At 58.8% G+C, this 25,430-nt stretch carries 29 protein-coding genes and 1 pseudogene; 15 read left to right on the top strand and 15 right to left on the bottom strand.

Going from position 1 to position 25,430, the window contains the following annotated elements; translation table 11 throughout:
* Positions 1–4: 4 nt before the first annotated feature.
* The 5 genes from bchI to SynROS8604_RS05560 are packed head-to-tail and all read right to left on the bottom strand — an operon-like array spanning position 5 to position 4,766.
* A complete protein-coding gene (bchI, locus tag SynROS8604_RS05540) occupies positions 5–1,093 on the bottom strand; it encodes a magnesium chelatase ATPase subunit I (RefSeq protein ID WP_186545440.1) in 1,089 nt (362 codons plus the stop codon).
* Positions 1,090–2,478 carry a DUF3370 domain-containing protein gene (locus SynROS8604_RS05545; RefSeq protein ID WP_186545441.1) on the bottom strand — a complete coding sequence of 463 codons (1,389 nt, stop codon included), beginning with the start codon at positions 2,476–2,478 and terminating at the stop codon, positions 1,090–1,092. The genes bchI and SynROS8604_RS05545 overlap by 4 nt, the downstream gene beginning before the upstream one ends.
* Before the next feature lie 14 nt (positions 2,479–2,492).
* Positions 2,493–3,614 (bottom strand): serine hydrolase, encoded by a 1,122-nt coding sequence (locus SynROS8604_RS05550; protein WP_186545834.1) that lies wholly within the window; start codon positions 3,612–3,614, stop codon positions 2,493–2,495.
* A 25-nt stretch (positions 3,615–3,639) separates the two neighbouring features.
* Positions 3,640–4,368, bottom strand: a complete 729-nt coding sequence (locus SynROS8604_RS05555) for an RNA methyltransferase (protein ID WP_186545442.1) — start codon at positions 4,366–4,368, stop codon at positions 3,640–3,642.
* Entirely contained in the window at positions 4,365–4,766 is a 402-nt protein-coding gene (locus SynROS8604_RS05560) for a cytochrome c (RefSeq protein WP_186545443.1), read from the bottom strand. The genes SynROS8604_RS05555 and SynROS8604_RS05560 overlap by 4 nt, the downstream gene beginning before the upstream one ends.
* A gap of 44 nt (positions 4,767–4,810) precedes the next feature.
* Here SynROS8604_RS05560 and petG point away from each other — a divergent pair, with 44 nt between their 5' ends.
* Positions 4,811–4,924 (top strand): cytochrome b6-f complex subunit V, encoded by a 114-nt coding sequence (petG, locus tag SynROS8604_RS15710; protein WP_071778027.1) that lies wholly within the window; start codon positions 4,811–4,813, stop codon positions 4,922–4,924.
* A gap of 10 nt (positions 4,925–4,934) precedes the next feature.
* Here petG and rsmD read toward each other — a convergent pair.
* The 5 genes and pseudogenes from rsmD to SynROS8604_RS05585 all read right to left on the bottom strand — a co-directional run.
* Positions 4,935–5,513, bottom strand: a pseudogene (gene rsmD / locus SynROS8604_RS05565) (16S rRNA (guanine(966)-N(2))-methyltransferase RsmD); the annotation flags it as partial.
* A complete protein-coding gene (gene hisH / locus SynROS8604_RS05570; RefSeq protein WP_186545444.1) occupies positions 5,471–6,121 on the bottom strand; it encodes an imidazole glycerol phosphate synthase subunit HisH in 651 nt (216 codons plus the stop codon). The gene hisH and the pseudogene rsmD, both read right to left, overlap by 43 nt.
* A gap of 48 nt (positions 6,122–6,169) precedes the next feature.
* A complete protein-coding gene (gene trxA, locus SynROS8604_RS05575) occupies positions 6,170–6,493 on the bottom strand; it encodes a thioredoxin (protein WP_011618905.1) in 324 nt (107 codons plus the stop codon).
* Positions 6,494–6,689: 196 nt separating this feature from the next.
* On the bottom strand, positions 6,690–7,853 hold the full coding sequence (locus tag SynROS8604_RS05580) for a GuaB3 family IMP dehydrogenase-related protein (RefSeq protein ID WP_186545445.1): 1,164 nt from the start codon (positions 7,851–7,853) through the stop codon (positions 6,690–6,692).
* A gap of 60 nt (positions 7,854–7,913) precedes the next feature.
* Positions 7,914–8,567 carry a CAAD domain-containing protein gene (locus tag SynROS8604_RS05585; protein ID WP_186545446.1) on the bottom strand — a complete coding sequence of 218 codons (654 nt, stop codon included), beginning with the start codon at positions 8,565–8,567 and terminating at the stop codon, positions 7,914–7,916.
* 131 nt (positions 8,568–8,698) lie between these two features.
* On the opposite strand from SynROS8604_RS05585, the gene gyrA reads away from it, so the two are divergent.
* Together gyrA and crtL are read left to right on the top strand one after the other, a co-directional pair.
* Entirely contained in the window at positions 8,699–11,308 is a 2,610-nt protein-coding gene (gyrA, locus tag SynROS8604_RS05590) for a DNA gyrase subunit A (RefSeq protein WP_186545447.1), read from the top strand.
* 2 nt (positions 11,309–11,310) lie between these two features.
* Entirely contained in the window at positions 11,311–12,537 is a 1,227-nt protein-coding gene (gene crtL, locus SynROS8604_RS05595) for a lycopene beta cyclase (RefSeq protein ID WP_186545448.1), read from the top strand.
* A gap of 9 nt (positions 12,538–12,546) precedes the next feature.
* On the opposite strand, the gene SynROS8604_RS05600 is transcribed toward crtL, so the two are convergent.
* Positions 12,547–14,121 (bottom strand): glycoside hydrolase family 57 protein, encoded by a 1,575-nt coding sequence (locus SynROS8604_RS05600; protein ID WP_186545449.1) that lies wholly within the window; start codon positions 14,119–14,121, stop codon positions 12,547–12,549.
* A gap of 131 nt (positions 14,122–14,252) precedes the next feature.
* On the opposite strand from SynROS8604_RS05600, the gene SynROS8604_RS05605 reads away from it, so the two are divergent.
* Positions 14,253–15,875, top strand: coding sequence for a 2-isopropylmalate synthase (locus SynROS8604_RS05605; RefSeq protein ID WP_186545450.1), 1,623 nt, complete (start codon positions 14,253–14,255; stop codon positions 15,873–15,875).
* A 10-nt stretch (positions 15,876–15,885) separates the two neighbouring features.
* Positions 15,886–16,737, top strand: coding sequence for a carbohydrate ABC transporter permease (locus tag SynROS8604_RS05610; RefSeq protein ID WP_255445226.1), 852 nt, complete (start codon positions 15,886–15,888; stop codon positions 16,735–16,737).
* Here SynROS8604_RS05610 and SynROS8604_RS05615 read toward each other — a convergent pair.
* Positions 16,727–17,077 (bottom strand): hypothetical protein, encoded by a 351-nt coding sequence (locus tag SynROS8604_RS05615; RefSeq protein WP_186545451.1) that lies wholly within the window; start codon positions 17,075–17,077, stop codon positions 16,727–16,729. The two genes, SynROS8604_RS05610 and SynROS8604_RS05615, sit on opposite strands and share 11 nt — an antisense overlap.
* A 142-nt stretch (positions 17,078–17,219) precedes the next feature.
* Here SynROS8604_RS05615 and SynROS8604_RS05620 point away from each other — a divergent pair, with 142 nt between their 5' ends.
* Together SynROS8604_RS05620 and SynROS8604_RS05625 are read left to right on the top strand one after the other, a co-directional pair.
* Complete coding sequence (locus tag SynROS8604_RS05620) at positions 17,220–17,465, top strand: Nif11-like leader peptide family natural product precursor (RefSeq protein ID WP_006852268.1); 246 nt, start codon at positions 17,220–17,222, stop codon at positions 17,463–17,465.
* Positions 17,466–17,552: 87 nt separating this feature from the next.
* Positions 17,553–17,834: a 2Fe-2S iron-sulfur cluster-binding protein gene (locus tag SynROS8604_RS05625; RefSeq protein ID WP_006852269.1), complete on the top strand. Its 282-nt coding sequence runs from the start codon at positions 17,553–17,555 to the stop codon at positions 17,832–17,834.
* Here the strand turns inward: SynROS8604_RS05625 and SynROS8604_RS05630 are convergent.
* The gene (locus tag SynROS8604_RS05630) at positions 17,831–18,037 is read right to left on the bottom strand and encodes a hypothetical protein (RefSeq protein WP_186545452.1); all 207 of its coding nucleotides are present in this window, start codon (positions 18,035–18,037) and stop codon (positions 17,831–17,833) included. The genes SynROS8604_RS05625 and SynROS8604_RS05630 overlap by 4 nt on opposite strands.
* A 112-nt stretch (positions 18,038–18,149) precedes the next feature.
* Positions 18,150–18,608 carry a hypothetical protein gene (locus tag SynROS8604_RS05635; RefSeq protein WP_186545453.1) on the bottom strand — a complete coding sequence of 153 codons (459 nt, stop codon included), beginning with the start codon at positions 18,606–18,608 and terminating at the stop codon, positions 18,150–18,152.
* A gap of 135 nt (positions 18,609–18,743) precedes the next feature.
* On the opposite strand from SynROS8604_RS05635, the gene SynROS8604_RS05640 reads away from it, so the two are divergent.
* The 6 genes from SynROS8604_RS05640 to SynROS8604_RS05665 all read left to right on the top strand — a co-directional run bounded on the left by SynROS8604_RS05640 (position 18,744) and on the right by SynROS8604_RS05665 (position 21,377).
* On the top strand, positions 18,744–18,962 hold the full coding sequence (locus tag SynROS8604_RS05640; protein WP_255445227.1) for a hypothetical protein: 219 nt from the start codon (positions 18,744–18,746) through the stop codon (positions 18,960–18,962).
* A gap of 10 nt (positions 18,963–18,972) precedes the next feature.
* Complete coding sequence (locus SynROS8604_RS05645; RefSeq protein ID WP_006852273.1) at positions 18,973–19,275, top strand: MTH1187 family thiamine-binding protein; 303 nt, start codon at positions 18,973–18,975, stop codon at positions 19,273–19,275.
* 185 nt (positions 19,276–19,460) lie between these two features.
* Positions 19,461–19,955, top strand: a complete 495-nt coding sequence (locus SynROS8604_RS05650) for a hypothetical protein (RefSeq protein ID WP_255445228.1) — start codon at positions 19,461–19,463, stop codon at positions 19,953–19,955.
* Positions 19,948–20,244 carry a hypothetical protein gene (locus SynROS8604_RS05655; protein WP_186545456.1) on the top strand — a complete coding sequence of 99 codons (297 nt, stop codon included), beginning with the start codon at positions 19,948–19,950 and terminating at the stop codon, positions 20,242–20,244. Before SynROS8604_RS05650 ends, SynROS8604_RS05655 begins: the two co-directional genes overlap by 8 nt.
* A gap of 41 nt (positions 20,245–20,285) precedes the next feature.
* A complete protein-coding gene (locus SynROS8604_RS05660) occupies positions 20,286–20,693 on the top strand; it encodes a hypothetical protein (protein ID WP_186545457.1) in 408 nt (135 codons plus the stop codon).
* A 3-nt stretch (positions 20,694–20,696) separates the two neighbouring features.
* Entirely contained in the window at positions 20,697–21,377 is a 681-nt protein-coding gene (locus SynROS8604_RS05665) for an RluA family pseudouridine synthase (RefSeq protein ID WP_186545458.1), read from the top strand.
* Here the strand turns inward: SynROS8604_RS05665 and SynROS8604_RS05670 are convergent.
* The gene (locus SynROS8604_RS05670) at positions 21,367–23,472 is read right to left on the bottom strand and encodes an HDIG domain-containing metalloprotein (RefSeq protein WP_186545459.1); all 2,106 of its coding nucleotides are present in this window, start codon (positions 23,470–23,472) and stop codon (positions 21,367–21,369) included. The genes SynROS8604_RS05665 and SynROS8604_RS05670 overlap by 11 nt on opposite strands.
* Positions 23,473–23,543: 71 nt before the next feature.
* Here SynROS8604_RS05670 and folD point away from each other — a divergent pair, with 71 nt between their 5' ends.
* The gene (folD, locus tag SynROS8604_RS05675; RefSeq protein ID WP_186545460.1) at positions 23,544–24,425 is read left to right on the top strand and encodes a bifunctional methylenetetrahydrofolate dehydrogenase/methenyltetrahydrofolate cyclohydrolase FolD; all 882 of its coding nucleotides are present in this window, start codon (positions 23,544–23,546) and stop codon (positions 24,423–24,425) included.
* 41 nt (positions 24,426–24,466) lie between these two features.
* Positions 24,467–25,405 (top strand): geranylgeranyl diphosphate synthase CrtE, encoded by a 939-nt coding sequence (crtE, locus tag SynROS8604_RS05680; protein WP_186545461.1) that lies wholly within the window; start codon positions 24,467–24,469, stop codon positions 25,403–25,405.
* Positions 25,406–25,430: the final 25 nt, after the last annotated feature.

Here is a 25,430-nt window from a genome sequence, read left to right on the forward strand (position 1 = left end):
GGAATCAGCTGGCCAAGGCCAGTTCGAACTCGGAGCGATCGCTCGATTCACTGCGTTCAAACACCTTGCAGAACACCTTGACGACCCGATCGCCGGAGTCAATTTGCTCCAAAGGATCTTTGCGCAGTCGATGGCGGAGGCAGCAGGACACCACACGGGCAACATCGTCTTCGCTGACCTCCGTGCGCCCCTCAAAGGCCGCTAAGGCGCGGGCTGCTCGGTTGGTCACGATGTCGCCACGCAATCCATCCACGTCCAATTCTCCGCAGACCGATGAAATGCTCAGGCGCAAATCATCGTCAATACTCACGTGCTCAAGGCGTTGCTGCGCTTCCACCACCCTAGTTTGTAAGGCCTCTTGGCCCGCCGTCACGCTCATGCTGAAGGCGTCGGGGTCGCTGTCGAAGGCCGTGCGCTGGTCCACCACTTGCACCCTTAATTGAGGATCGCGAACGGTGCGCACCTCCACACTCATTCCAAAGCGATCGAGCAGCTGGGGGCGCAGCTCCCCTTCTTCTGGGTTACCCGATCCAATCAACACGAAGCGCGCAGGGTGACGCACGGAGACACCCTCTCGTTCCACGGTGTTCCAGCCAGAGGCAGCGGAGTCGAGCAGAACATCCACCAGGTGATCGTCGAGCAGGTTGACTTCGTCGACGTAGAGAAGACCGCGGTTGGCTTTGGCGAGCAACCCAGGCTCAAAAGCGCGAACGCCTTCGCTCAGGGCTTTCTCGATGTCGATCGTGCCGCAAAGGCGATCTTCTGTCGCGCCCAGGGGAAGGTCCACCATCGGCACCTGGCGTTGCTCCGTGCCGAGGGCTTCGCCGTGTTCCAAGCGCTGCCTGACGTCACTGCTTTGCAGGTCAGGATCACTCGGTGAGCTGTTGTAGGGGTCACCAGCAACCACTTCAATGCCGGGCAGCAGGTCTGCAAGGGCACGGATGGTGGTGGATTTGCCCGTGCCGCGGTCTCCCATGATCATCACGCCGCCTATGCGCGGGTCGATCACGTTGAGCAGCAGCGCCAACTTCATCTCTTCCTGGCCGATCACGGCTGTGAAGGGAAAGACTCTGCGCTTGCGCGGTGAACTCACGGGTGAACGTCGGTTGATGAATGGGATTGTTTCACAGGCTGCACGGTGAGCACCTGCGGTGGTGTGGCGTCTGCCGGATAGACCAGACGCACGCGCAGCTTGCGGCTTTCTCCTGGCGCTAACGACACCATCCCCAGCTTGGGCCCTTCTTGTCCCCGTCGCAACACGAGGTGAAAGCGTCGTCGCCCCATCGCCCTGCCGTTGGCCCCATCCAGGCCCGTCACCTCAATGGGGCCGCGAAACATCACGGGCCCACTGTTGCCTGATTGGAACTGCAATTGGCCCTTGCTGCTGCCTCGTTTGTCGGGAGATTCCAGGGCGATCGCCACGGTTCGTCTGCTGCGATCTGGGTTGTGCAACGGAAGGCGGAGGTCGTATTCCACGCCGTAATTGCCGTGGGCGGCCCAGGCCGTTCCTTTGTCAAATCTTTTGAGTTCAGCCGTTTGCACTTGAGCGGTGCCGAGGTCACCCCTCTCCAGGCTGCTGATCGGCCAAGAGATCGGTGCTTCATTGATGTTGAGGGTGTTCGAGCCTGGATCACTCAAGGTGCCGGTCCAGGTGCTGCCGATCTGAACACCGCTCACCCTCGAGTAGATCATGCGCCCCTTGCTGCCTCGTGGCGTGGGCTGATGCTCCTTCGGGCTACGGGTTCCTGCGCTGAGCAGGGCTCTCCAGCGTTCACCACTCGGTGGCGAGTCGTTTTGGCTATAGGCCGCCACGGTGGCGAGATACACCGGCGCAGAGCTCTTGAGCCGGAGCTGCAGGTTGCGGCCATTCAGCAATGGGTCGAGTCCTGCCACGGGAATGGGAAGAACCAGCAAGGAACTGGCGTGTCCGGGGGCAATCTGGATTTGCTTAGGAAGTTCAGGCGCCTGATCGCCTCGGAGCAGGTCTCCCGCCACACGGCTGCCTGGACCAGAGGCGATGGGAGTGGTGGTTTCCGCCATCAGGGAGGGCAGAGGCAGGAAGGGAGCTGCTGTTTGCCCTGGCTTGGTCCCCTGGGAGAGCGAGGTGCTGCCGCTGATCACGTCGATCGTGACGGGTTCGGTTCCTAGCGGCTGTGCAAGCACGGCCAGCCAGAGGGTGGAAGCCAGTTCTTCTGGTTTACCGGCGTAAACGTGGTGGCTGAACAGATCAAACCGTCCGTCCAAGGCAACATTCAGACCTTGGTTGGTTGGGAAGGTGGACAGCAATATCCCCTCACCGGTGATCAGTTCGGGGTTGTTGTCATTGACAAACAGCAGCTCATCCAATTGGCCGGGAAGTGGACGCAGCTGCTGCTCGCGTAGGAACGGACCTTCCGCCTGGCTTTCCGCACGGGATGGCAGGCCAGGGATGGTGATGAGGCAGAAGGCCGCGAGGGCCAGCAGCGAGGAATGACGCATGGTGAAAACAGGAATCAGCGTTGACGTGGAGGCGCTGGCTTGGGTTTGAGCACCGGTGCCATGGCGGCAGCCATGTTGCGGATCAACTCCGTGGAGCGGGGATCATTGAAGGGACCTTTCACGACAAAGGCCGCAACGGCACGGCGACCATCGGGGAGTTCGATCAGCCCGGCATCGGCGTAAGCGATGCCGATGTCACCGGTTTTGTTGAACACGCGATAGCCCTTGATCATCAGGCTGTCATCGGGTTTGCCCTGGGATCCACCCAGGCCCTTCAGGAGTCCACCGGGGAGTAAACGGTTGGTGACGGAGGTGCCCATCACCTCTCGGAATAAATCGCGGCCTCGAATCGAGAGCGCTTCTCCGGTGTCCACGAGGGCGATCGCCCTGGCCAGATCACGGGCGCTGGTGGTGTTGGTGCCCTTAAGGTCGGGAAGCCAGTTGTTCACCTTGGTGGCGCTGAGCCCCAGGCTGTTGAAGCGGGCGTTGAGATCCACTTGACCCCCCACCCGTTCAATCAGAAGATTCGTCGCGGTGTTGTCGCTGACCCGAATCATCTCTGTGGCGACTTCATGGGTTGGGAAGCGCGTCCCGAGAGGCTTGCTGGCCATCCAGCCGGAGCCGCCCCCCACCACCGTTTTGCTGAGGGTGAGCGGTTCATTCCAGCTCAGCCTTCCAGCATCGATTTCCTCAAGGGCGACCAGCAAGATCGGTGTTTTGATGGCGCTCGCCGCCGGTAATGCCGTGTCTGGATTGAGCTGGGCGTAGCGGCCATCGTCAAGCGCCAACATGAAGGCACTCACCTGGAGGTCAGGATCCTGGGCGGCAAGCGCTTTCCAGCGTTTGCTCAAGGCCGTGAGCTCCTGTTGGGTCTCGAAGCGCCCAAGCGTGTCGGTGCTGCTCGGTGGGTTGATCGCAGCGGCCTCTGGATCCGCTCGCTCTTGTTTGGCTGATGTGACCTTTGGTGTGAGCCAGCCGGGAAGGGTGAGATCTCCGCGTTCGATTGCGGTCCCTGCAAGCTTCAGGGCAGACCCCGTGATCACGCCCAGGCCCACACCCATCAGCACCAGGCGCAGCAGCAACCTCAGGGGACGTCCCCAACCAGGGGGCTTTTGACTGGAACGACTGGAGGCCAAGGGGGGGTTGCGGGAGAGCCTGAGGTTACGGGCGGTTGCGCCTCGCTGCCCAACGCAATTGACGCACCATGCCGCGCAAGAGAGCCACTTCATCGCTGCGGATCATGGCCCGCTGCACGAGTCCTTTCACCTTGGCCATCCGTGCCCTTGCTGTGTGCTCCAGCAAGAAGCCCACCTCGAGCAGAAGGTCTTCCGCATCGCGCAGGCAGCCATCCAGCTCTGGAGCACTGGCCGGGATCTCACTCACTGGCGCATCGGGTTGGATCTGCAAACGCCGTTCTCGCTCTAGCTCATGCAGCACCACAGCCACGGCATGGGAGAGGTTGAGAGACGGGTAAACGTCTCCGGTGTGCAACGTCAAAACCCGATGGCTGATCAGGAGTTCTTCATTGGAGAGACCGCGATCTTCCCTTCCAAACACAAGGGCCGAACGCAGGCCTTTGCGTCTGCCCGTTTGAATCCAAGGCGCGATCTCTTCGGGTGATTGCAGGGGGATCTCGCCGTGATCGATGCGCCCGCAACTGGCCACCACCTGTTGACAATCGGCGACAGCCTCGAGCAGCGAAGGGAAAATGGCGGCCTGTTGGAGCACGGCATCGCCATGGACGGCCATGCGCACAGCCTCGGGATCGTTTGGGTCGCAGCGGGGTGCGACGAGCCTGAGATCCTCAATGTTGTAGTTGGCACACAATCGGGCCACGCTGCCGACGTTGAGGGGTCCGGCTGGCTCGACCAGCACCACGGCCAAGGTCAAGACAATGTTTTGAGATAGGCGAGCAGATCAGCCATGTTCTGAGGTTCGATTTCAAAGCGAGGCATCGGCGGTGTTTCACCGCTCACCACTTGATGAATGATCTGCATGTCCTTGCGCCGTTCGCTCACTCCTTTCAGGCTCGGCCCAACAAGGCCCTGGCCTGCGATGCCATGGCAGCCCGCACAATTAATCCGGAACATCTGACCACCGTGCTGCACTGATCCCTCAAGGGCAAGCGTTGCTTTGGTGTACGGATCTTGACGTGTGTTGCTCAGCATCCACACCAACAAGACAGCGCAGGCCATGGCCGCGAAAACAACAAGAGCCGCGATCAGCCCTCGACTCCGCTCAGGAATTGCTGCAGCAGTTGATGACGGTGCCGTCACAGAAGAGACCATGCCATGGAACAATTGTGCTCAATCTTTTCATTGGGCGCGACGACATGATCGAACCCCTTCTTTGCGGCATTGTTTTGGGTTTGATTCCGATCACCCTGATGGGGTTGTTTGTTGCCGCTTGGAATCAGTACCGCCGGGGTAGTGCTCTGGGGGGCTGAGCAGCAGCAGGGCGCTCGTTCCATATCGCCTTTGATCCACCACCGTCCAGGGCGGTGGTGGGATCAATTTTTTGTTACGCGTGTGTTCGCAGATCACAAGTCCCTGTTTGGAGACCCAGTGTCCATCGAGCAAGGCAAGCAAGGTGGGCTCATATAGGTCAGATCCATAGGGAGGATCGAAATAAACGAGATCGAAGCAGGGCAGGGAGCTAGGGCGACCCATTTTGAGCCAGCTCACCAGATCTCGACGGATCACCTCAATGGCTGGAGAGGGGGAACGACCTCCAGCGATCAACATGAGATTGTCTCGGCAGATGGAGGCTGTTTTGGGGTCCTTTTCCACGGCCCATACCCTGCTCACGCCCCGTTCGATCGCTTCGCAGCCCATCACGCCGCTGCCGCTGCACAGGTCGAGCCAGGAGGCGTCCTGCAGCTCTGGCGCGAGCATGTTCATGACCGCTTCCCGCACACGGGCTGTGGTGGGCCTCGTAGCGGTCCCCATAGGACTTCGGAGACGACGACCTCCGCTCAGGCGTAGCAGGCCGCTCACGGCATCAAGGGAGCGCCCTGTCGCAGCCATTCCAGCCATCGCGACAGCAAACGCTGGCCCGTCACGGCCGATTTCTCGGGGTGAAATTGGCAGGCACCCAGCCGATTCCGCCAAACCACGGCGGTGGCAAGCCCTGAGCCGAAGGCCACGCTTGCAGCACGATCCCGCGTCTCCTGGGGCTCAGCGGCGAACGAATGAACGAAATACATCCATTCAGCGCTGGAAGGATCCGGCAGCAGGGGGGAAGAACGATCAATCTGCAGCTTGCCCCAGCCCATGTGAGGGATGCGTTCTCCCTGGTTGTTCGGGAGCTGCTTCACCCGTCCAGGGAGCAAGCCCAGCCCTTGGCATTTGCCTTCTTCGCTGGACTCAAACAACAGCTGTAAACCCAGGCAAATCCCTAGGAGTGGACGATCTGCGTTGTTCCAGGCGAGCAGTTCAGGGATCAGTCCAGTGGCTTCCAAGCGATCCATGGCCGGATCAAACGCTCCGACGCCCGGAAGAATGAGGGCCTGACAGCCTTCTAAATCTCCAGGATGTTGCACAGCCTTGAGGGAGCTCCCCAAGCGCTTAAAGCAAGTTTGAACAGAAAAAAGATTGCCCATGCCGTAATCGATCAGTCCAATGGTCTGAACTGAACGAGACATGGGAATCAGGGGCAAGGCGAATAGCGAAGACCGGCTCAGAGGCAGGAATCAGAGATGCTTCGAAATCGTGCCGGAGAGCGTGGCCTTAGGAACTGCGCCCACGACGGTGTCAACTTTCTGCCCACCCTTGAACACCATCAACGTGGGGATGCTGCGAATCCCGTACTGGCTGGCGACGTTTGGATTTTCGTCGGTGTTGAGCTTAAAGACTTTGATTTTGCCTTCGAATTCCTTGGAAATCTCGTCAACAATGGGAGCCACCATGCGGCAGGGGCCACACCAGGGAGCCCAGAAGTCAACTAAGACAGGAACGTCACTTTGAAGGACATCCTGTTCGAAGGATGCGTCGGTTACAGCGGTAGCGCTGGACATTCCATTTGTCGTCGTTATGACGTTAATTTAGCAACCACTTCCGCAGATTTCTCGGTTTCTTCGGGGGGGCTACAGAACTGTGACGGTTTCGAGTCCAGACTCGAACGCCGTTGGCGAAGACAAAAAGCCCGAACGCGTCGGGCCGGGGGGTGTGAGGAGTGTGTGGGCCGAAGCCCCCACCCCTTGAGATTAAGGCTTATTTGCCCATCCCTAGTTGCTGGGCTTTCTGATAAACCTTGCCTTCTGTGAGCAGGGATGGAGCTACCACCACTTCAACCTGCTGCATCTCCTCGATGGTGCGTGCTCCGAGGGTTCCCATCGAAGTCTTCAGGCAACCGAGCAAGTTGTGGGTGCCATCGTCCAGTTTTGCTGGACCTCTCAGGATGCGTTCGAGACTGCCCGTGCTGCCAACATTGATTCGTGTGCCTCGCGGTAGTACCGGGCTTGGTGTGGCCATCCCCCAGTGGAATCCCCGCCCTGGTGCTTCTTCTGAGCGGGCAATCGGGGATCCGATCATCACGGCATCGGCACCACAGGCGATGCATTTACAGATATCTCCACCGGTGACGATGCCTCCATCCGCCACGATTGGGACGTAGCGTCCACTTTCTTTTTCGTAGTCAGCGCGAGCGGCGGCGCAATCGGCAACAGCGGTGGCCTGGGGAATGCCAACGCCGAGGACGCCACGGGAGGTGCAGGCTGCACCAGGACCAATCCCCACCATCACACCAGCAGCACCGGCGCGCATCAGTTGCAGAGCAACCTCATAGGTGACGCAGTTGCCGATCACCACGGGCACACCCATGTCGCGGCAAAGCGTTTCCAAATTGAGGGTGTCTTGGCCTTCAGGGCCGATGTGGTCGGTGGAGACCACGGTGGCTTGCACAAAAAAAAGATCAGCGCCCGCCTCTGCGATCGCCTTGCCAAAGCGCAATGCTGCCACTGGGGTGCCGCTCACAGCAGCAATTCCGCCCTGGGCTTTGATCGCTTCAATGCGCTTGCGAATCAGGCTTTCCTGAACCGGTTTGCTGTAGATCTCCTGCATCAACGGCACAAACTCGTCCTTGCCGACGGATGTGATGCGATCCAGAGCTTCGGTGGGGTCTTCGTAACGGGTCTGAATGCCTTCCAGATTCAAGACGCCAAGAGCGCCGAGCTGAGAAAGCCGAACCGCCATTCCCACGTCCACCACTCCGTCCATGGCGCTGGCAATGATCGGGATTTCACGTTCGATTCCGCCTAGGGACCAGCTGGTGTTGGTGACCTCCGGATCAACCGTGCGACCCCCAGGCACCAGGGCGATCTCATCGATGCCATAGGCCCGGCGAACAACTTTGGAGCGTCCGAGCTGAATGTCCACCGCTAGTCGTATTTAGGATCAGCACAAACTACCAACCTGACATGCACTGTGTGGCAGTGATCAGGGGCTAATAGAGCCCGTGAAGGTGGCCCAAATGCCGCTCACGTTTGCAAGGAGAGCCTTTCGTTCTTCACTGCGAATCAGCCTTGTGGCAGAGAACCAGATCACCCAGCCAAGACCCACCAACTCAAACAATCTGGGAGCGAGAGGGATGCTGCCGATGGCCGCCAGGATTCCGCTGTAGATCCTGATCAGCAGGGTCAAGCCAATCAGGCCAACAATCAGAAACAGGGGCCTGCGGGAGCGTTGCCACAGGTCAACAAGGTTGTTGTCCTCCCACCACTGACGCACTTTGGAGCTGAGCAGATCCCACTCCCCTCCGCTGCTGGATGGGTCGTCGTTATCGGATGAGGCTGCCACCTGGATGCGCTCAGCGATCGCTTCGGAGGGTGGAGGCGTTGGCTTGGATGGATCAGCAATTTCTTGAGCGATCTCGGGCTCCTTGGCAATCACCGGATCGGGTGCCTGCGGTGCAGCTGGAACAGAGGCTGTTGATTCAGCAGCTGCAGGGTCGGCTGTTTCTGGAAGGCTTGTTTCTGGAAGAGTTGTTTCTGGAACGGCTGCTGGTGATCCTGATTCGATCGGCTCGGTGCTTTTAATCTCCATCGAGGGACTGGAGTCGGAGGACGCCGGAGTGATCGGATCAGTTTCCATGGCTTCAGTAGCACGTGGCGAGTTGCGCAAGCTTAAGGGCGTTGTCACGTGCCGTTTTGAAGACGCATTAAAAGCTGATGTTTTGCTTCCTCCTTCTCGCGATAAGCTGAGTTAAGGCAAATAGGTCTTGTATGGCGGATCCAGTGGGACCCGGCAACGGCGGTCCCGGCGAATCCGACGATCGGATCATCCAGACAGATTTGCGCAACGAAATGTCGCGCTCCTATCTGGAATACGCGATGAGCGTGATCGTCGGGCGTGCGCTGCCCGACGCTCGTGATGGGCTCAAGCCTGTGCACCGGCGAATTTTGTACGCCATGTACGAGCTCGGTCTGACCAGTGATCGGCCCTATCGGAAGTGCGCCCGTGTGGTGGGTGAGGTGCTGGGTAAGTACCACCCCCACGGTGATACGGCCGTTTACGACGCCCTGGTGCGGATGGCCCAGGACTTCTCGATGTCCATGCCCCTGATTGATGGGCATGGCAATTTTGGCTCGGTCGACAACGACCCCCCTGCCGCCATGCGTTACACCGAATCGCGGTTGCAGGCGCTCACCACCGACAGCCTCCTGGAGGATATCGAGGCTGAAACGGTTGACTTCGCCGACAACTTCGACGGATCGCAGCAAGAACCCACCGTTCTGCCATCGCGCATTCCCCAGCTCCTCCTGAATGGCTCAGCGGGGATTGCGGTGGGCATGGCCACCAACATCCCTCCGCACAACCTTGGAGAGTTGATCACGGGATTGTTGGCCTTAATCAGCAATCCCGAGATCACCGATCAGGAGCTGATGGCTCTGATCCCAGGCCCTGACTTCCCCACAGGCGGGCAAATTTTGGGTCGCAGCGGAATTCGTGAGACCTACCTCACTGGCCGCGGCTCGGTGACAATGCGAGGGGTTGCTGGGATCGAAACGATCGAGGCTCCCGGGCGCCCAGATCGTGATGCGGTGATCATCACGGCCCTGCCTTACCAAACCAACAAGGCGGCGATGATTGAACGCATCGCCGAGATGGTGAACGACAAGAAGCTGGAAGGCATTTCCGATATTCGCGATGAGAGCGATCGCGATGGCATGCGCGTTGTGGTGGAGCTGCGCCGCGACGCCTACCCCCAGGTGGTGCTGAACAACCTCTACAAACTCACCCCACTCCAGAGCAACTTCAGCGCCCACATGCTGGCGTTGGTGAACAGCGAGCCGATCCTGCTCACCCTGCGCAAGATGCTCGAGGTGTTCCTCGAGTTCAGAGTTGAAACGATTGAGCGCCGCACGCGCTATTTGCTGCGCAAGGCAGAAGAGAGAGATCACATTCTCCTGGGCTTACTGCTGGCCCTGGATCAACTCGATCCGATCATTGCCCTGATTCGGGCGGCGCCCGATACGGCAACAGCGCGCACGCAGTTGCAGGAGCGTCATGGCCTCTCAGCTGTTCAGGCAGACGCGATTTTGCAGATGCAGCTTCGCCGCCTCACAGCCCTAGAAGCGGACAAAATCCGCCTTGAGCATGAGGATCTGGTCACCAAGATCGCCGATTACAAGGACATCCTTGGCCGTAGAGAGCGGGTGTTCGGGATTATTGAAGATGAGCTGGGGCAGCTGCGTGATCGCCACGCCGTTCCACGCCGCACCGAGATTCTTGATCTTGCCGGTGGTCTGGAAGACATTGATCTGATCGCTAATGAGCGATCCGTGGTGCTGCTTACGGAAACCGGCTATCTGAAACGGATGCCGGTGAGTGAGTTTGAAGCCACCAGTCGCGGCACCCGAGGCAAGGCCGGCACGCGCAGTCAAGGGGAAGAAGCGGTCAAGCTGTTTATTGGCTGTAACGACCACGACACTTTGTTGCTGTTTAGCGATCGCGGTGTGTCCTATGCCGTTCCTGCTTACCGGGTGCCTCAGTGCAGCCGTACCGCCAAGGGCACACCGGTGGTGCAGCTGTTGCCAATCCCTCGGGAAGAAGCGATCACCTCGTTGCTGGCGGTGTCGGAGTTCAATGATGACACCGACCTGTTGATGCTCACCACGGGCGGATACATCAAACGCACGCGGCTTTCGGCCTTCAGCAACATCCGCTCCAACGGTTTGATTGCGATTGGCTTGGAAGAGGGTGATGCGCTCACTTGGGTGCGGCTTGCTGTACAGGGAGACAGTGTGCTGATTGGGTCACGGGCAGGGATGACAATCCATTTCCGGCTCAATGACAATGAGCTGCGCCCGTTGGGCCGTACGGCTCGTGGCGTGCGCTCGATGAATCTGCGCGCGGGCGACAGCTTGGTGAGCATGGACGTGCTGCCAGCCGAGTTGGCGGATCAAATCGCCGCCAGTGCCGATGAGGGAGATGAAGGCAGTGATGGGGGTGAATCTGCGGTGGCAGCTGAAGGTCCTTGGGTGCTGGTGGCCTCGGCCTCTGGTCTCGGCAAACGGGTACCGGTTACGCAGTTCCGTTTGCAGAAGCGGGCTGGCATGGGCCTGCGGGCGATGAAGTTCCGCACCGATGCCGATCAACTTGTGGGCTTGCGGGTGCTGGGGGCTGGTGAAGAGCTGCTTCTGGTCAGCGAAAAAGGTGTGATTGTGCGCACCAGTGCTGATGCGATCCCGCAGCAATCCCGCGCTGCCACCGGTGTGCGTTTGCAGCGGTTGGACAAGGGAGATCGCTTGGCCGATGTGGTGCTGGTGCCGCCTGAAGCCGAAACGGATGACGACAACGAAGCCGAACCTGAACCATCCGCTGAGGGCTGACCTTGGCTGATTGCTCGGATGTGCTGGTGATCGGGGGAGGTCCTGCCGCCCTGTGCATCGCCTCCGAACTGCATCAGCGCGGTGTGAATGTGGAAGGCATCGCGCCGCATTCTGTTGATGATCCTTGGCCGAATACCTATGGGATTTGGGCCAAGGAACTCGAGCTGTTGGGCCTCCAAGATTTGCTTGAGCACCGCTGGAGCAACACCGTGAGCTTTTATGGCGCTGGTGGCTCGGAGTTGGAAGATCAACCCACGTCCCACGGGATGGATTATGGGCTGTTTGATCGCCAAAAGTTGCAGCAGCATTGGTTGATGCGCTGCGCTGGCATGAGCTGGCATCAAGACAGCGTGGAGCGCATCGAGCGAGAGGCTGATGGCACCCGGGTGCATGGCGCCTCCGGCGAACAGCGACTGGCCCGGCTGGTGATCGATGCATCAGGGCATCGCAGTCCTCACATTCGCCGCCCGGATCAGGGGCCAGTTGCTGGGCAGGCGGCCTACGGCGTGGTGGGTCGTTTCAGCAATGCTCCGGTGGAGCCAGGCCAATTCGTGCTGATGGATTTTCGCTGCGATCACCTCAGCCCAGAGCAACGCCAGCAACCCCCCACCTTTTTGTATGCGATGGATTTTGGCGATGGGGTGTATTTCCTGGAGGAAACATCGTTAGCACTCGCACCGGCGGTGCCGGAAGCGGAGCTCAAGCAACGGCTGGAGCAACGCTTGGCCAAGGCGGGGAATGCGATCACCGAAGTGATTGAAGAGGAGCATTGCCTCTTCCCCATGAATCTGCCCTTGCCGGATTTCCATCAGCCGCTGCTCGCCTTTGGCGGAGCAGCAAGCATGGTGCACCCAGCCTCGGGCTACATGGTGGGAGCACTATTAAGACGCGGGCCAGGTTTAGCGGAAGCCTTGGCCGCGGCTTTGAACGAGCAACCAGCGATGGGATCTGCAGCGCTGGCCCGTCTTGGTTGGCAGGCGCTCTGGCCCTGGGAGTTGGTGCTCCGTCATCGCCTATTTCAGTTTGGATTGGGCCGCTTGATGGGCTTCGATGAACGGCTGTTGCGCCGCCATTTCACCAGCTTTTTTCAGCTATCTCAAGACGATTGGAGTGGTTTTCTTACCAATACGATGCCGTTGCCACAGCTGATGGGTGTGATGCTGCGCTTGTTTGCGATCTCACCGTGGGATGTGAGGAGAGGCTTGGTGCTTGGGGCGCCTCGCTCGTAATCCCAGTGGTCAGCTTTCGATGGCCACTTGCTTCCAATCAGCAGGCTGAATGAAGGGGAAGAGAGAATCTTCCGCTTCTACGTCATTCAGCCACGCTTCACTCATTCTGTCTTGGCCATCGATGCAAGCCATCAGTGTCCAAAAGCGTTCTAAATGGCGTTCAATCCGTTCTTTGGCCAGTCCAGTGGTGGTGCCTGCGCGCAGGATGAAACTCCAATCCGACGATTGAGCTAAAAGCAATTCGCGGCCTGCTTGATGGAGCATGCGCAGACCTTGTTCACTGCCAACCCCGCGGCTGCAGCGTTCTTTCATCGTCCTGCCGGCTCGGCTCCACTCCGGAATGATCCAGGCATTGCTGTCGTTGAGCCAATAATCATGGAAACCACCCTGTCCCCAACTGGAGGGGGAGGGATCGCAGATTTGCAGATTCGGGGTTTGGCCTAATACACCGCGCAACGTGGTGAATCTCACCTGTTGCTCCGGTCCTTGGCGGAAGAGTTCAGCCAGGAACATCGGGCCTTCAAACCACCAGTGGCCAAATAATTCAGCATCGAAGGGGGCCACCAATAACGGGGCCGTCTCCATGCGCTGTTCGAGGGCTTCTAGTTGGAGGCGCCGCCCCTCGAGGTAATGCTTGGCATGGTCTTTGGTGCGGGCCTGAGCGAGCGCAGGTTCATAGGGCTGTTTGGCATCCAGCGGAGCCCGTTGGTCGCTGACGCGATGCAATTTGAGGCCGAGGGGGCGTTGGGTGGGTAAGCCAAAGGATTCGATCTGCTCTTGCGGGAGATCCCAGCCAAGGTCCCGGTGGAATTCGCGGTAGGCGGGGTCACCGGGGTAGCCATCGCGGGCTGACCAAACCGGCAGGGTTGCGTCGCTGTCCCGTCCGAAAAAGGCCACACCCTGGTGACTGCAAATGGGTGCATATACCCCATACCTCGGCCGTGGTTTGGCATGGAGCAATCCGTGGCCATCCAGCACCGCGTAGCGCAAGCCGGCATCGCGCATCCAAACGTCTAGTCCTTCGTAGTAAGCGCATTCCGGCAGCCAAATACCCAGAGGCCGCTCGCCAATCAGGCGTTGGTGTTCGCGGACGGCTGTGCGCAGCTGGGCGCGTACAGCTTCAGGGTGTTCTCGCAGCAGGGGCATGTAGCCGTGCGTTGCCCCGCAGGTGAGCAGGTCGAGCACGCCTTGTTGTTGCAGCACCTTGAAGCGACTGATCAGATCCCCATTGCTGTTCTGCCAGCTCTGCAGATAGCGCTCAAAGTAGCTCTGCAGATGGTCGGCAGGGGCTTTGCGATCGCTGGGGGCCTGTTGCAGAAGCTGCAAGCGGGATTGAACCCAGCTCGGGAAGCGTTTGTGGAGTGTGCTGTCTGCAAGCAGTGATAGGAGGGTCGGTGAGATCCCCATCGTGAGGCGTGCTTGCTGGGCTGGGTCGCCCGCCGCAGACTCCAACATCTCCACTAAGGGGAGATAGCACTCGATTAACGCTTGAAAAAACCAATCTTCTTCGAGCGAGTTCGCCTCGTTTGCCCGCACGTAAGGAAGGTGCGCATGGAGAACAAGGGCTAGTGCTCCTTGGGCCAACGCTCAAACTCACTATCAACCCATCGAATGTACCGGTATTTCTCCCTAAAGCCGCCGGCTCGTAACGCCTGTCTCGCTTAGAGTGGCTTAACTCATAGTCATTCCGACTAAAACCCTTCGAGGCTTTAGCCATGGCCAAGGATCCAGGTCGCGTTTTGATCTTCGACACCACTCTTAGAGATGGTGAACAATCCCCCGGTGCCAGCCTCAATCTCGAGGAGAAGTTGGCGATTGCGCAGCAGCTGGCCCGGCTTGGCGTTGATGTGATCGAGGCTGGCTTCCCGTTTGCGAGCCATGGCGATTTCGCAGCCGTGCAGCGCATCGCTCAGCAGGTTGGTGGTGAGAACGGACCAATTATTTGTGGTTTGGCCCGCGCGTCCCGCGGCGACATCAAGGCCTGCGCTGACGCCGTCGCTCCGGCCCCAAAGCGACGCATTCATACGTTTATTGCCACTAGCGACATCCACCTCGAACACAAACTGCGCAAGAGCCGTAAGGACGTGCTGGGCATCGTGCCCGAGATGGTGGCCTACGCCCGCTCCTTTGTGGATGACGTTGAATTTTCCTGCGAGGACGCGGGTCGCAGCGACCCTGAGTTTTTGTATGAAGTGATCGAAGCGGCCATTGCCGCTGGTGCCAGCACCGTGAACATTCCAGACACGGTGGGTTACACCACACCCTCTGAATTCGGCAGCTTGATTGAGGGCATCAACAGACATGTGCCCAACATCGATGAAGCGGTGATCTCTGTGCACGGGCACAACGATCTTGGGCTGGCCGTCGCCAACTTCCTCGAGGCTGTTAAAGCGGGCGCGCGTCAGTTGGAGTGCACGGTGAATGGCATCGGTGAACGCGCCGGTAACGCTGCTCTCGAAGAGCTGGTGATGGCGATTCATGTCCGCCGCCGCTATTTCAATCCCTTCTTTGGACGTGAGGAGGACTCACCAACTCCGCTCACCGCAGTCCGCACGGAGGAAATCACGAAGACCTCGCGCCTGGTTTCTAATCTCACCGGCATGGTGGTGCAACCCAATAAAGCGATTGTGGGTGCCAATGCCTTTGCGCACGAATCGGGGATCCATCAAGACGGTGTGCTGAAAAACCGGCTTACCTACGAAATTGTTGATGCCCGCACCGTTGGCCTCACCGACAATCGGATCTCGTTGGGCAAGCTCAGCGGTCGAAGCGCTGTTCGGGCTCGCCTCGAAGAGCTCGGCTATGACCTCAGCCGTGAGGATCTTGATGATGCGTTTGCCCGCTTCAAAGATCTTGCCGATCGCAAACGGGAAATAACGGATCGCGATCTTGAATCCATTGTCAGCGTCCAGGTGCAACAGCCCGATGCGAAATATCAGCTGAAGCTGGTGCAGGTGAGCTGCGGAAGCAGTCTTCAGCCCACAGCCACGGTGACCCTCGCCGATGAAAATGGTCAGGAGCAAACCGCAGCCTCTGTTGGAACGGGACCGGTGGATGCCGTCTGCCGTTCTCTCAATCAGCTGGCAGGTGAGCCCAATGAATTGGTGGAGTTTTCTGTGAAGTCGGTCACGGAAGGGATTGATGCCATGGGTGATGTCACCATTCGTCTGCGTCGTGACGGCCAGCTTTATTCCGGCCATTCCGCCCATACGGATGTGGTGGTGGCCGCTGCTGAGGCGTTTGTGAATGCTTTGAATCGGCTTGTTGCCGGTACGGCAGGACCAACGATTCATCCGCAACGGGATATGGCTGAGCTCGATTCCAGCCCTGTCCGTTAATGAGGGCTCGATGGCGCTCAAATCCATGTCGCTCAAATCCACTCTGCGTCCAGCTCCCCTTGTGCAGTTGTTGCTGCTGATCCTGCTGGCACTGGCCGTGCTGGTTCCTTTGCTGTGGCTGGTGAGCACGTCATTGAAAGGCCCCGCGGAGGACATCTTCACGAGCCCGCCTTCGCTGTTTCCTACCCAGCCCAGCCTCGATGCCTATGGGCGTCTGTTTCGTGACAATCCGCTTTGGACTTACATCTTCAACAGTTCAGTCGTCAGCTTCCTTGCGGTGGTGGCGAATCTTCTGTTCTGCTCCCTTGCGGCTTACCCATTGGCGCGTATGCGCTTTTTTGGTCGTGGTCTTGTCCTCGCCCTCGTCGTGGCAACGATTCTCATCCCCTTTCAGGTAGTGATGATTCCTCTGTACCTGCTGATGGTGCAGCTTGGGTTGCGCAACACCCTGATGGCGTTGGTGATTCCTCAGGCAGCCACCGCCTTTGGTCTGTATCTCCTGCGTCAAAGCTTTCTTGGTGTGCCCGTTGAGCTTGAAGAGGCCGCACGGATTGATGGCTGCAGCAAGATTGGGGAATGGTGGAACGTGATGATTCCTGCGGCCAAGGCTGATCTGATCACCCTGGCGATGTTCGTGTTCATCGGCACCTGGAGTGACTTCCTCTGGCCCCTGGTGATCCTTGATGATCCAGGCCTGTTCACCTTGCCTTTAGGGCTGCAGCAATTGGCCAGCAGCTTTTCCCTCGATTGGCGGATTGTTGCGGCCGGCTCCGTGGTGTCGATCCTGCCGGTGCTTGTGATGTTTGTGCTGCTCCAGCGCTTCATCCTCCCCAATGCCAGTGGGGATGCGGTTAAGGGATAGGAATGAAGTCCAGCGATGGCTTGTCTGGTTCTCCTGGCCTCGCCGTTGGCTCTGAGCGCTGAACCCGTTGTCGTTCCTGGGTGCGCCAGCGCTGCTGGGCTTGTTTTAAGTCTCCGATTTGTGTTTCTAGGGATTGTTGGCGGCGTTGCAGGAACTCCAGCTGTTCCATCATCAGGTTGGTGTTGGTGACCTCAGACTCTTGTTGTTCGAGCTCATGGAGTTGAAGACGGAGCGCGCGGATCGCATCGGTGTGATGACGGTATCCCTGCCAGAGCGCCAGGAACAGCAGGGTGAGCATTGGAAGGGCCACCGCTTCGATGACACGCCATCGGGAACCCATGGTCAGCGAGAAGGCTTGTTTCTTGTCTGAGCATGATTGCTGACGAGAGGCCAGCGTTGCCTTTCATGGTGTCAGGTTGTTGCGGTCTGAACGCTTAAAGGGTGTGTTGCTGGTGTAAATCCATTTGAGTTGCCCCTGGCTCATGTCGCTGCAAGATCTCGATCAATTGCTTGGCTCGCGTCATGACGATCCTGCTTTGGCCGAGCAACTTGCCCAGCCATTGCCGTTGGAGGAGTTGATCACCCTGGCCAAGTCTCGTGGGCTCACGATCACTGAAGACGACGTGTTTCAGGCTCAACAACGGGAGCAGACCAATGCCAGCGCCGCTGATCTGCAGCAGCAAATGGCGCCTGAGTCCAGGCGATTGAGGCACTTCATTCCAGGTTGATAAGCGGCGCTTAGCGTTTGGGATCTCTGACGATCCAAGACCGCGCCCGTAAACCCCGTTAGCAAGAGTTTGATCATTTATTGAGTCATGGCTTCTTTCACGATCAGCATCGAAGGTGGATCCAGCTTCAGCTGTGCCGATGATCAATACATCCTCGATGCCGCTGAAGAGCAAGGCATTGACCTCGCCTATTCCTGCCGTGCGGGCGCTTGCAGCACCTGTGCTGGCAAGATTCTCAACGGAAGCGTTGATCAAGCTGACCAAAGCTTCCTGGATGACGATCAGATGTCCAAGGGGTTTGCCTTGCTCTGCGTGAGCTATCCGCTGAGCGATTGCTCGATCAAGACCAACGTGGAAGATGAGCTCTAAGCGAGCTTGATCACGTCCGGGGTTTCCCCATGGGTTTGGCCGATGAGCAAGGCATGGCTTACAGCTCCTTCATGGCTGTGAAAACTCCATGCCGCTTCAACGCTCGACACCCCTTCAATCGACTGGGTTTGCTGATTCAAACTCAAGTAGCTACCTGTGCAGTTTTGACGGAGCACATAGTGTTCAGCAACAGGGGCTCTCATGGCGTTCTCAACAAGGCTTATTTCCGGGTTAGCGATGGCCGAAGCTCGATCTTTCGGTCTACAGAATTTCCTTTGTTTTCAACCCTTGACATTGTTGCTGAGCGCCCCTGGCTCACTCGTTTGCTGCGGTTGAAGGGGCTTCGGCCGTAAAAGTAGATCGTCGGGTCCAGATCAAGCCATCAGGGGCTTGGGCTTGTTTTTGCTGCCCGCCATTCCTGAACCAGGGATCGCTCATCGCCTCGAAGCCGCTGGGATCGAGCCCCCAGGTGTTTTGCAGGTAATCGGAGCACATCTGTTCGGAGGCGGGTTCGCTTTGCTGCCAGTGCACCAAGGACAAACGCGTTGGCCGAATCGTGACGACGGCAATCTTTCCCAGCGGAGCGGCCTCCGGGTCGGGTTCGACCCATTCTTCGACCCGTTCCTCCGCCACGAATAACCGCAGAGCGCTGCGGCAATCGCGGCCGTCCAGAGGGTATTTGTCGAGGTAGAGGCGTCTTGCTCGTTTGAACAACGCCGAGGGCGCGCGCGCCATCAGCTGCTCAAGTGCAGCTTGGAGTTGTGGGTGGCTCATCGTGAGCTGATCGTGACGTTTCGGCTGTCTTCTTGCTTCACCGCTGGCGTTGTTGCACAGAGGTGGAAGACTAGGGACAGATGCGTGATTGGAACATTGCCGAAACTTGTTCGTTCCTCATACAGACTAGTTGCCTTGGACGGCAGTCCCCACCCAGTGCTGGATGCTCCCTACGAATCGATGGATGCCGCTGAAGCAGCGGCTCAGAGCTGGTGTTCGGGGCAAGGCCGTGATCTCTCTATTCAGCAGCGTGGGATCGGTTTAGAGGTCCAAACAAGTTGTGGTGCTTGGAGAACGATTCGCTATCCGCAGGCCTGTCTTCGTGACGGCGGAGAGCCCTCTTCCGTCCTTTGAGCCCTTACCGATGAACGTGAGCGTGGATCTCTGTGTGGTGCCTGTGGGCGTTGAAGGTTCGCTGGCGCCGTGGGTGGCGATCTGCAACGAGCTGATCAAAGCGTCGGGGCTTGAGTATGAGCTCGGGCCGAATGGAACAGCGATCGAGGGGGATTGGGATGCTGTATTTGCTTGCGTGAAGCGCTGTCATGAGCGGCTGCATGGTGAGGGGGTGCCGAGGATTCATGCCACGCTGCGTGTGAATACCCGTGTGGATCGCGAGCAGTCGTTCCGCGACAAAGTTCCCAGCGTTGAGCGCTTGATCCTGCCTTGAGCGGTTCTTAGGCGTTGCCGATGAGAAAGGCTTTGGGTCTGGCGCAAATCTGTAGATCCAAAGCTGCGCATTCTCGTTAGTCTCTCTTGTGTCTTGAATGAGACCAGGCATAGGCCAGGCTCTTGATGTGGAAAACCGTTCTTCGTCCCTCGTGGTTTGTCCTCGTTGGAATTGGAGCCCCTTTGATGGGCTCTCTTTCGATTGGATCTCCAGTGCGTGCCCAGTCATGGGCTGACATCGGCGACTATTCCTCTCTTCTGCGTCAAGCCGGCACCCAAACCTTGGTGGCAAAAGACTGCCCCTCTGGACTCTTAGGTGCCTTTCATGCCGGAAGGAATGCCTTGCTGTTGTGCTCCAACAACCTTCAAGATGATCCTGCTCAGGTGTGGACGGTGCTGGCCCATGAATCAGCCCATGTGATGCAGCATTGTCAGCAGGGACCTCTCTTGCCTGATCATCAGATTGGAAGTGCCCTTGCCCAGATCGAGAAGCAGTCGATGAGCTCGTTTCAGGAATTGCGTTTGTATCACCAGTCTCAGCGGCGCGATGAAATTGAGGCAAGGCTGGTGCAGGGATTGCCGATGGCTGAAGTGAAAGCGTTGTTTCGAGGTTTTTGTGGGAATCGTCTGAAACGTGGTGCTCCAAAGACCACTCCTGCTGTGGGGTTAGGCGATGGATGAGGACGCACCGATCACGCCGATTACCGGTCCCAACATCGATGCAGAGGGCCGTCTCACCTACATGGGAGAGGACGGGCGTCGTTATGTGGTGATGGATGGCGATGAACGGGATGAAACCTCCTCCGCAGCCGTGATGGAGGCACTACGTAGTGCGGGACCCTTGTTTGAGGAAATTGAAACGCTCTGCCAGGGGTGGGTGGATGAGGTGAGTGATACCGCCTTGACCCGAGCAGAAGCGATTGCCTTGCTGCTTGCCACGCTCGAAACCTTGTTGGATGACGAGAGTTGACGCACCGGTGTTTACGGTGGCCATTCCTGGTCTGATCTTCGATGGGTCCCAAGTTGCCCGGCTACTGGTTGATGACCTGGCTCGGGCTCACCGGGAATTTGCTGGCTTTGCCCGTGATTGGTCTGGTTGCGTTTCAGGCATCCAGCCTTCAGGCCGCCACGATCAGCGTGGCTTTTGCGCTTGCTTGGCCGGCGGCGATCGTGGGGATCGTGGCCTCTGCTGGTTTGCTTGGTGAGCGGCACTGGGGCGTGATTTTGGCCATCGTCTCCTTATCGATTGCCTTGGCTGGATCCCTGCCCTATGGGATCGTCCGCCTCTCTTTGCTGGCTCTTGGGGGAGGAGACCAAGCGATTGTGTTGGGTGTGGCCACGATTGTGTTGGGCCTCCTCAACGTGCTGGCCCTGCTCTACTGGTGCCGTCCCGGCCATCGTCGTGGTGGTCGCCTCTGAGCGATGGCCGAGAAATCGGACTTGTCGGTCGGATCATCCCTCTCAGGGCTTTTGGTTCATTGCTGGCATCCCCATTTTGTGGTGGTCGAGAAGCCTTCCGGCTTGCTGAGTCAGCCTGGTCTTGGTCCCGCCCAGAGCGATTCCTTGATCAGCCGGGTTCAGGCTGTGCTGCCGGAGCTCCGCCTCGTGCATCGTCTCGATCGCGACACCTCCGGTTTGCTGCTGTTGGCCAGGGATCCGCTGAGCTTGAAATGGCTTAGCGGCCTGTTTGCCGATCGCAAAGTGCACAAGCTGTATGTGGCTGATGTGCATGGCCATCCCAAGGCCCTCTCAGGATCGGTGCGCGTGCCATTGGCGCGATTGTCTGCCCACCCACCCCTTTATGGGCCTCACAGGGATGGGCGCTCTTGCCTGACCCTTTGGCGTTGTGCCCAGCTTGGAGATGACCGCTCACGCCTTTGGCTTGTTCCTCGAACAGGCCGCTCCCATCAATTGCGGGCGCATTTGGCAGCGATTGGTTTACCCGTGATCGGCGATCCGATTTACGCAGCGCCTGGGCTTGGCTCCTCCCCTGACCGTCTTCATCTGCATGCGCTCGGCATGAGCTTTTCCGACCCCTTCAGCGGGCAGCGCATTCGGGTGCGCTCTCTTCTGCCTTGGCCCGAGCGATTGCCTAGGCGCTGAAGCTGCGTTTCGCCGGGATTGGGTAGGGAATCCGGCGGTGTCGCATGCGCCTCCAGACGCGCACAAAGGCATGCATCACCAGGTCAACTTCGGCGCGACTGAGTCCGCTTTGCCTCAGTTGTCCGTCGGCTAAGCGCGCCTCCAAGATGCGCTTCACCGTGGTTTGCGCTTCGATGTCGCTGGTGTCGGGGGGGAGTGATCGCAAGGCGGCCTCACAGCCATCAGCCAGCATCAAGATTCCGGTTTCTTTGGATCGAGGGGTGGGGCCTCGGTAGCGAAACAGGTGTTCTGAAATCGTTGGGTCCCTCTGCTGGGCTTGATGCAGGAAAAAGCCCATGCGCAAGGTGCCTTGATGCTCCGGAATGAAATCCGCGATGGGCCGCGGCAAGCGGTAGCGCCTGGCCAGTTTGAGGCCTTCGTCCACATGGGCCTGGAGAACTCCGGCGCTGGCCACCGGGTCGTTCAATTTGGTGTGTGGATTCTCTTCGCCGGTGGTTTGATTTTCGATGAACCAGTTCGGGGCATGAAGTTTGCCCACATCGTGATAGAGCGATCCGGTTTTGATCAGATCCACATCGGCCCGAATGGCCCGAGCGCCCTCTTCGGCCAGCCCGCAGATCATCAGCGTGTGTTCAAAGGTTCCAGGTGCTTCTGACGACAACCGTCGCAGCAATGGACGCTCTTGATCCGCCAGTTCCATCAAACGGGCCCGAGTGAGCAGGCCGAATGAGCTCTCCAGCAGGGGAATCAACAGGATCGTGAGCATCATCAGCAGACCCATCAGCAGGGCCTCGGACGCGAGTTCTCCGGTGTCGGGTGTGAGCCGCGTCCAGGACAGGTTCACGGCTTCAAACGGTTGCCTCAGCACCACCATTTCGGCGACCAACGCACCCAAGGGGAGCAACACCGCCAGTTGCAACAACTGCGCTCGACTGCGTAATCGACCGGCCTGAATGGCGGCGATCGCTGCAACGGCCGCCGTGATCAGCAGCCGGCCTTCGCCTAATCCACTCACGGGAGTCGGCCACAGCAAACAGCTCACGGCCATCCAGGCCAGGCCACTGGTGGTTCCAAGCCCTTGGGCCAAGAGCAGGGTGGGAGGCACGATCACAGCCAGGGGGCTTACGGCTGCACCAAACCAAAGCTTGCTGAATTGGCTGATCAATAGGAGGCCTATTGCCAGAAACCCGTGGGACGCCTCGAGGCAGGGTCTTTCCCGTTTCATCACGAGCAGCATCACGCCGCAACTCGCCAGTGCTTCGGTGAAACGCAACAACCAGATTCCCAGCTTCGGGCTGCGATTAATCAGTCCAAAGAAATCGAGCACGTCGTAGGCCTGGGAACTGATCGGTTCGCCTTTGCGCGTGATCAGATCGCCCGCTTTGACTTCAATGCTTGGAATGCCTTGTTGCGTGATCAGCTCTTCAATCAGTCGTTGACTGCGCAGGGGATCGGTCTGGAGGTTGCTGGCTCCTTGAAGTGTGGTCGTCGCGATCTTGCTGCCAAGGGTTCTGGCTGGAGCGTCCTCAGGTCCCAAGGCTTCGAGTTGCAGGGATGAGGCCTTTCGGAGCTGTTCAATCGCCAGCGTGTTCACAAGACCTTGGCTGAGCATCCGATCGACAGCCCTGCGGATCGTCATGTCCCAGTTTTTGCGATCCTGTTGCGATCGTTTTTCCAGCCAGGATTGTTCGTCTGTGGTCAGATTGACGGGGCCAATTCGATCGATGTTCTGGCTCCTGGCGACGCGCTCCAATTCGGCGAGATGACGCTCGAGTCTGAGCTTGAGAAGGCTTGATTGCTGCGCATCCACCACCTGCACAAAGGTGTTGGGCATCAAGCTGGATCTCCTCTGTTCGAGCGCTTCGCTGTCCACCACCCGTGCGGCTTTCGGAGCAAAGGAATCGAACGGTGCTGGGATGCCGGGGCGTAAGTCGGGTTCCACCAGCCAGGGCCAGCTGGAAACAAGCGCAACGGCAATGCAGACCAGAAGCAGTCCAGCCTTTTGGAGGCGGTTCCAACGCAGCACAGGGCGTCGCGGTGACTCACTCCGCAACCAGCTTCTCCAGAGCTTGGCCAGAGGATGAGATCGGAACACAGCTGTTGATCACTGATACAGACGCTAGCCCCACTGAGGAAGCATGCTGGGATCAGTGTCAACAGACCTCGATGGCTCTCCGGCTGGATGGCAAGCAGCTCGCCGCAAAGCTAGAAGCGCGCTTGCAGCAGCAGATTGCAAATGGAACGGCATCAGCAGGGCGTTCACCAGGCCTTGCTGTCCTCCGCATTGGCGACGATCCCGCCAGTGCGGTCTACGTGCGCAACAAAGAGAAGGCCTGCGCTCGCATTGGGGTGGAGAGCTTCGGGTCTCATCTCCCAGCTCATGCTTCACAGCAGGAGGTGTTGACAGCCATCCGCGAGCTCAATGCTGATGAACGGGTGGATGGAATCCTGCTGCAGCTGCCGCTGCCAAAGGGCTTGGATGAGACCCCGCTGCTGGCTGAAATCGATCCGAACAAAGATGCCGATGGATTGCACACCTTGAATCTCGGGCGCCTGTTGAAGGGTGAGCAGGGTCCACGAAGTTGCACACCTGCCGGCGTGATGGCGATGCTTCGTGATCAGGGCATCGATCCCGCCGGCAAGCGTGCCGTCGTGGTGGGCCGCAGCATCCTTGTTGGCCAGCCGATGGCCCTCATGCTGCAGGCGGCGAACGCCACCGTCACGGTGGCCCATTCACGCACGCAAGATCTGAAATCGATGACCCGTCAGGCTGAGATTCTTGTGGTGGCAGCAGGTCGCCCCGAAATGATCGGTGCCGATCACATCACACCGGGTTGTGTGGTGGTGGATGTTGGTATCCATCGCCGCCCTGAAGGCGGGCTTTGCGGTGATGTGCGCGCGGAGGAGCTCGAACCGGTTGTCGCAGCGCTCTCTCCAGTTCCTGGAGGAGTGGGCCCGATGACGGTCACGATGTTGCTAGTCAACACTGTGGTGGCCTGGTGTCGACGCCATCAAGTTGCGTTGGACTTGTCCGATTTGGTGGTTTGACCCCCTCGGCCTGAGAGAATCCCCTCAGCACTGCGCTCACCATGTCCGCTGCGGCCACTAGCCCCGAAAGCGTGCCGCCCTTTGGTGAGCTCCCCTCCACGTTTGACTTTGCGGCGTACCTCAAGCTCTCCCGCGATCGTGTGGAGATGGCCCTGGATTCTTCGATGGGGCCCGAGCGTCCTGAATCCTTGCGTGATGCCATGCGCTACTCCCTTCTGGCGGGGGGGAAACGCTTGCGGCCGATTTTGTGTCTTGCCGCTTGTGAATTAGTCGGGGGATCGTCCGAACTGGCCATGCCAACGGCGGTGGCTCTGGAGATGATCCACACCATGTCGTTAATTCACGACGACTTGCCGGCCATGGACAACGATGACCTGCGACGGGGACGTCCGACCAACCACAAGGTGTATGGCGATGCCATGGCCATCCTTGCGGGTGATGCCATGCTCAGTCGCGCGTTTGAAATGGTGGCCGTCCGCAGTCCAAACGTGCCGGCGGATCGCTTGTTGCGGGTTGTTGGTGAGTTGGCTCTTGTTTCTGGAGCCCCCGGTTTGGTTGGTGGTCAGGTTGTGGATCTTGAATCCGAGGGCCAAGCGGTTGACCTAGAGACCCTTGAGTACATCCACCTTCACAAGACCGCGGCGTTGCTGCGTGCCTGTGTGGTGACCGGAGCTTTGATCGGAGGCGCGAGTGATGACCAACTGCAGGCGATGCGCACCTACGCCAATGGCATTGGTTTGGCCTTCCAGATCATTGACGACATCCTCGATGTCACTGCCAGCAGCGAGGTGCTAGGCAAAACGGCAGGCAAGGATCTTCTCGCCGATAAAACCACCTATCCCAAGCTTCTAGGCCTTGAAGCTTCGCGCGAGAAGGCGTTGCAGTTGGTGCGGGAGTCCAAAGCGGCGCTCGACCCATGGCGGGACAAGGCGGCACCCCTGTTAGCTCTCGCCGATTACGTGGCGAGTCGCGATTGTTGACCATGGTGATTTCAATGATGTCGAC

The organism is Synechococcus sp. ROS8604, assembly GCF_014279655.1.
Lineage (GTDB): Bacteria > Cyanobacteriota > Cyanobacteriia > PCC-6307 > Cyanobiaceae > Synechococcus_C.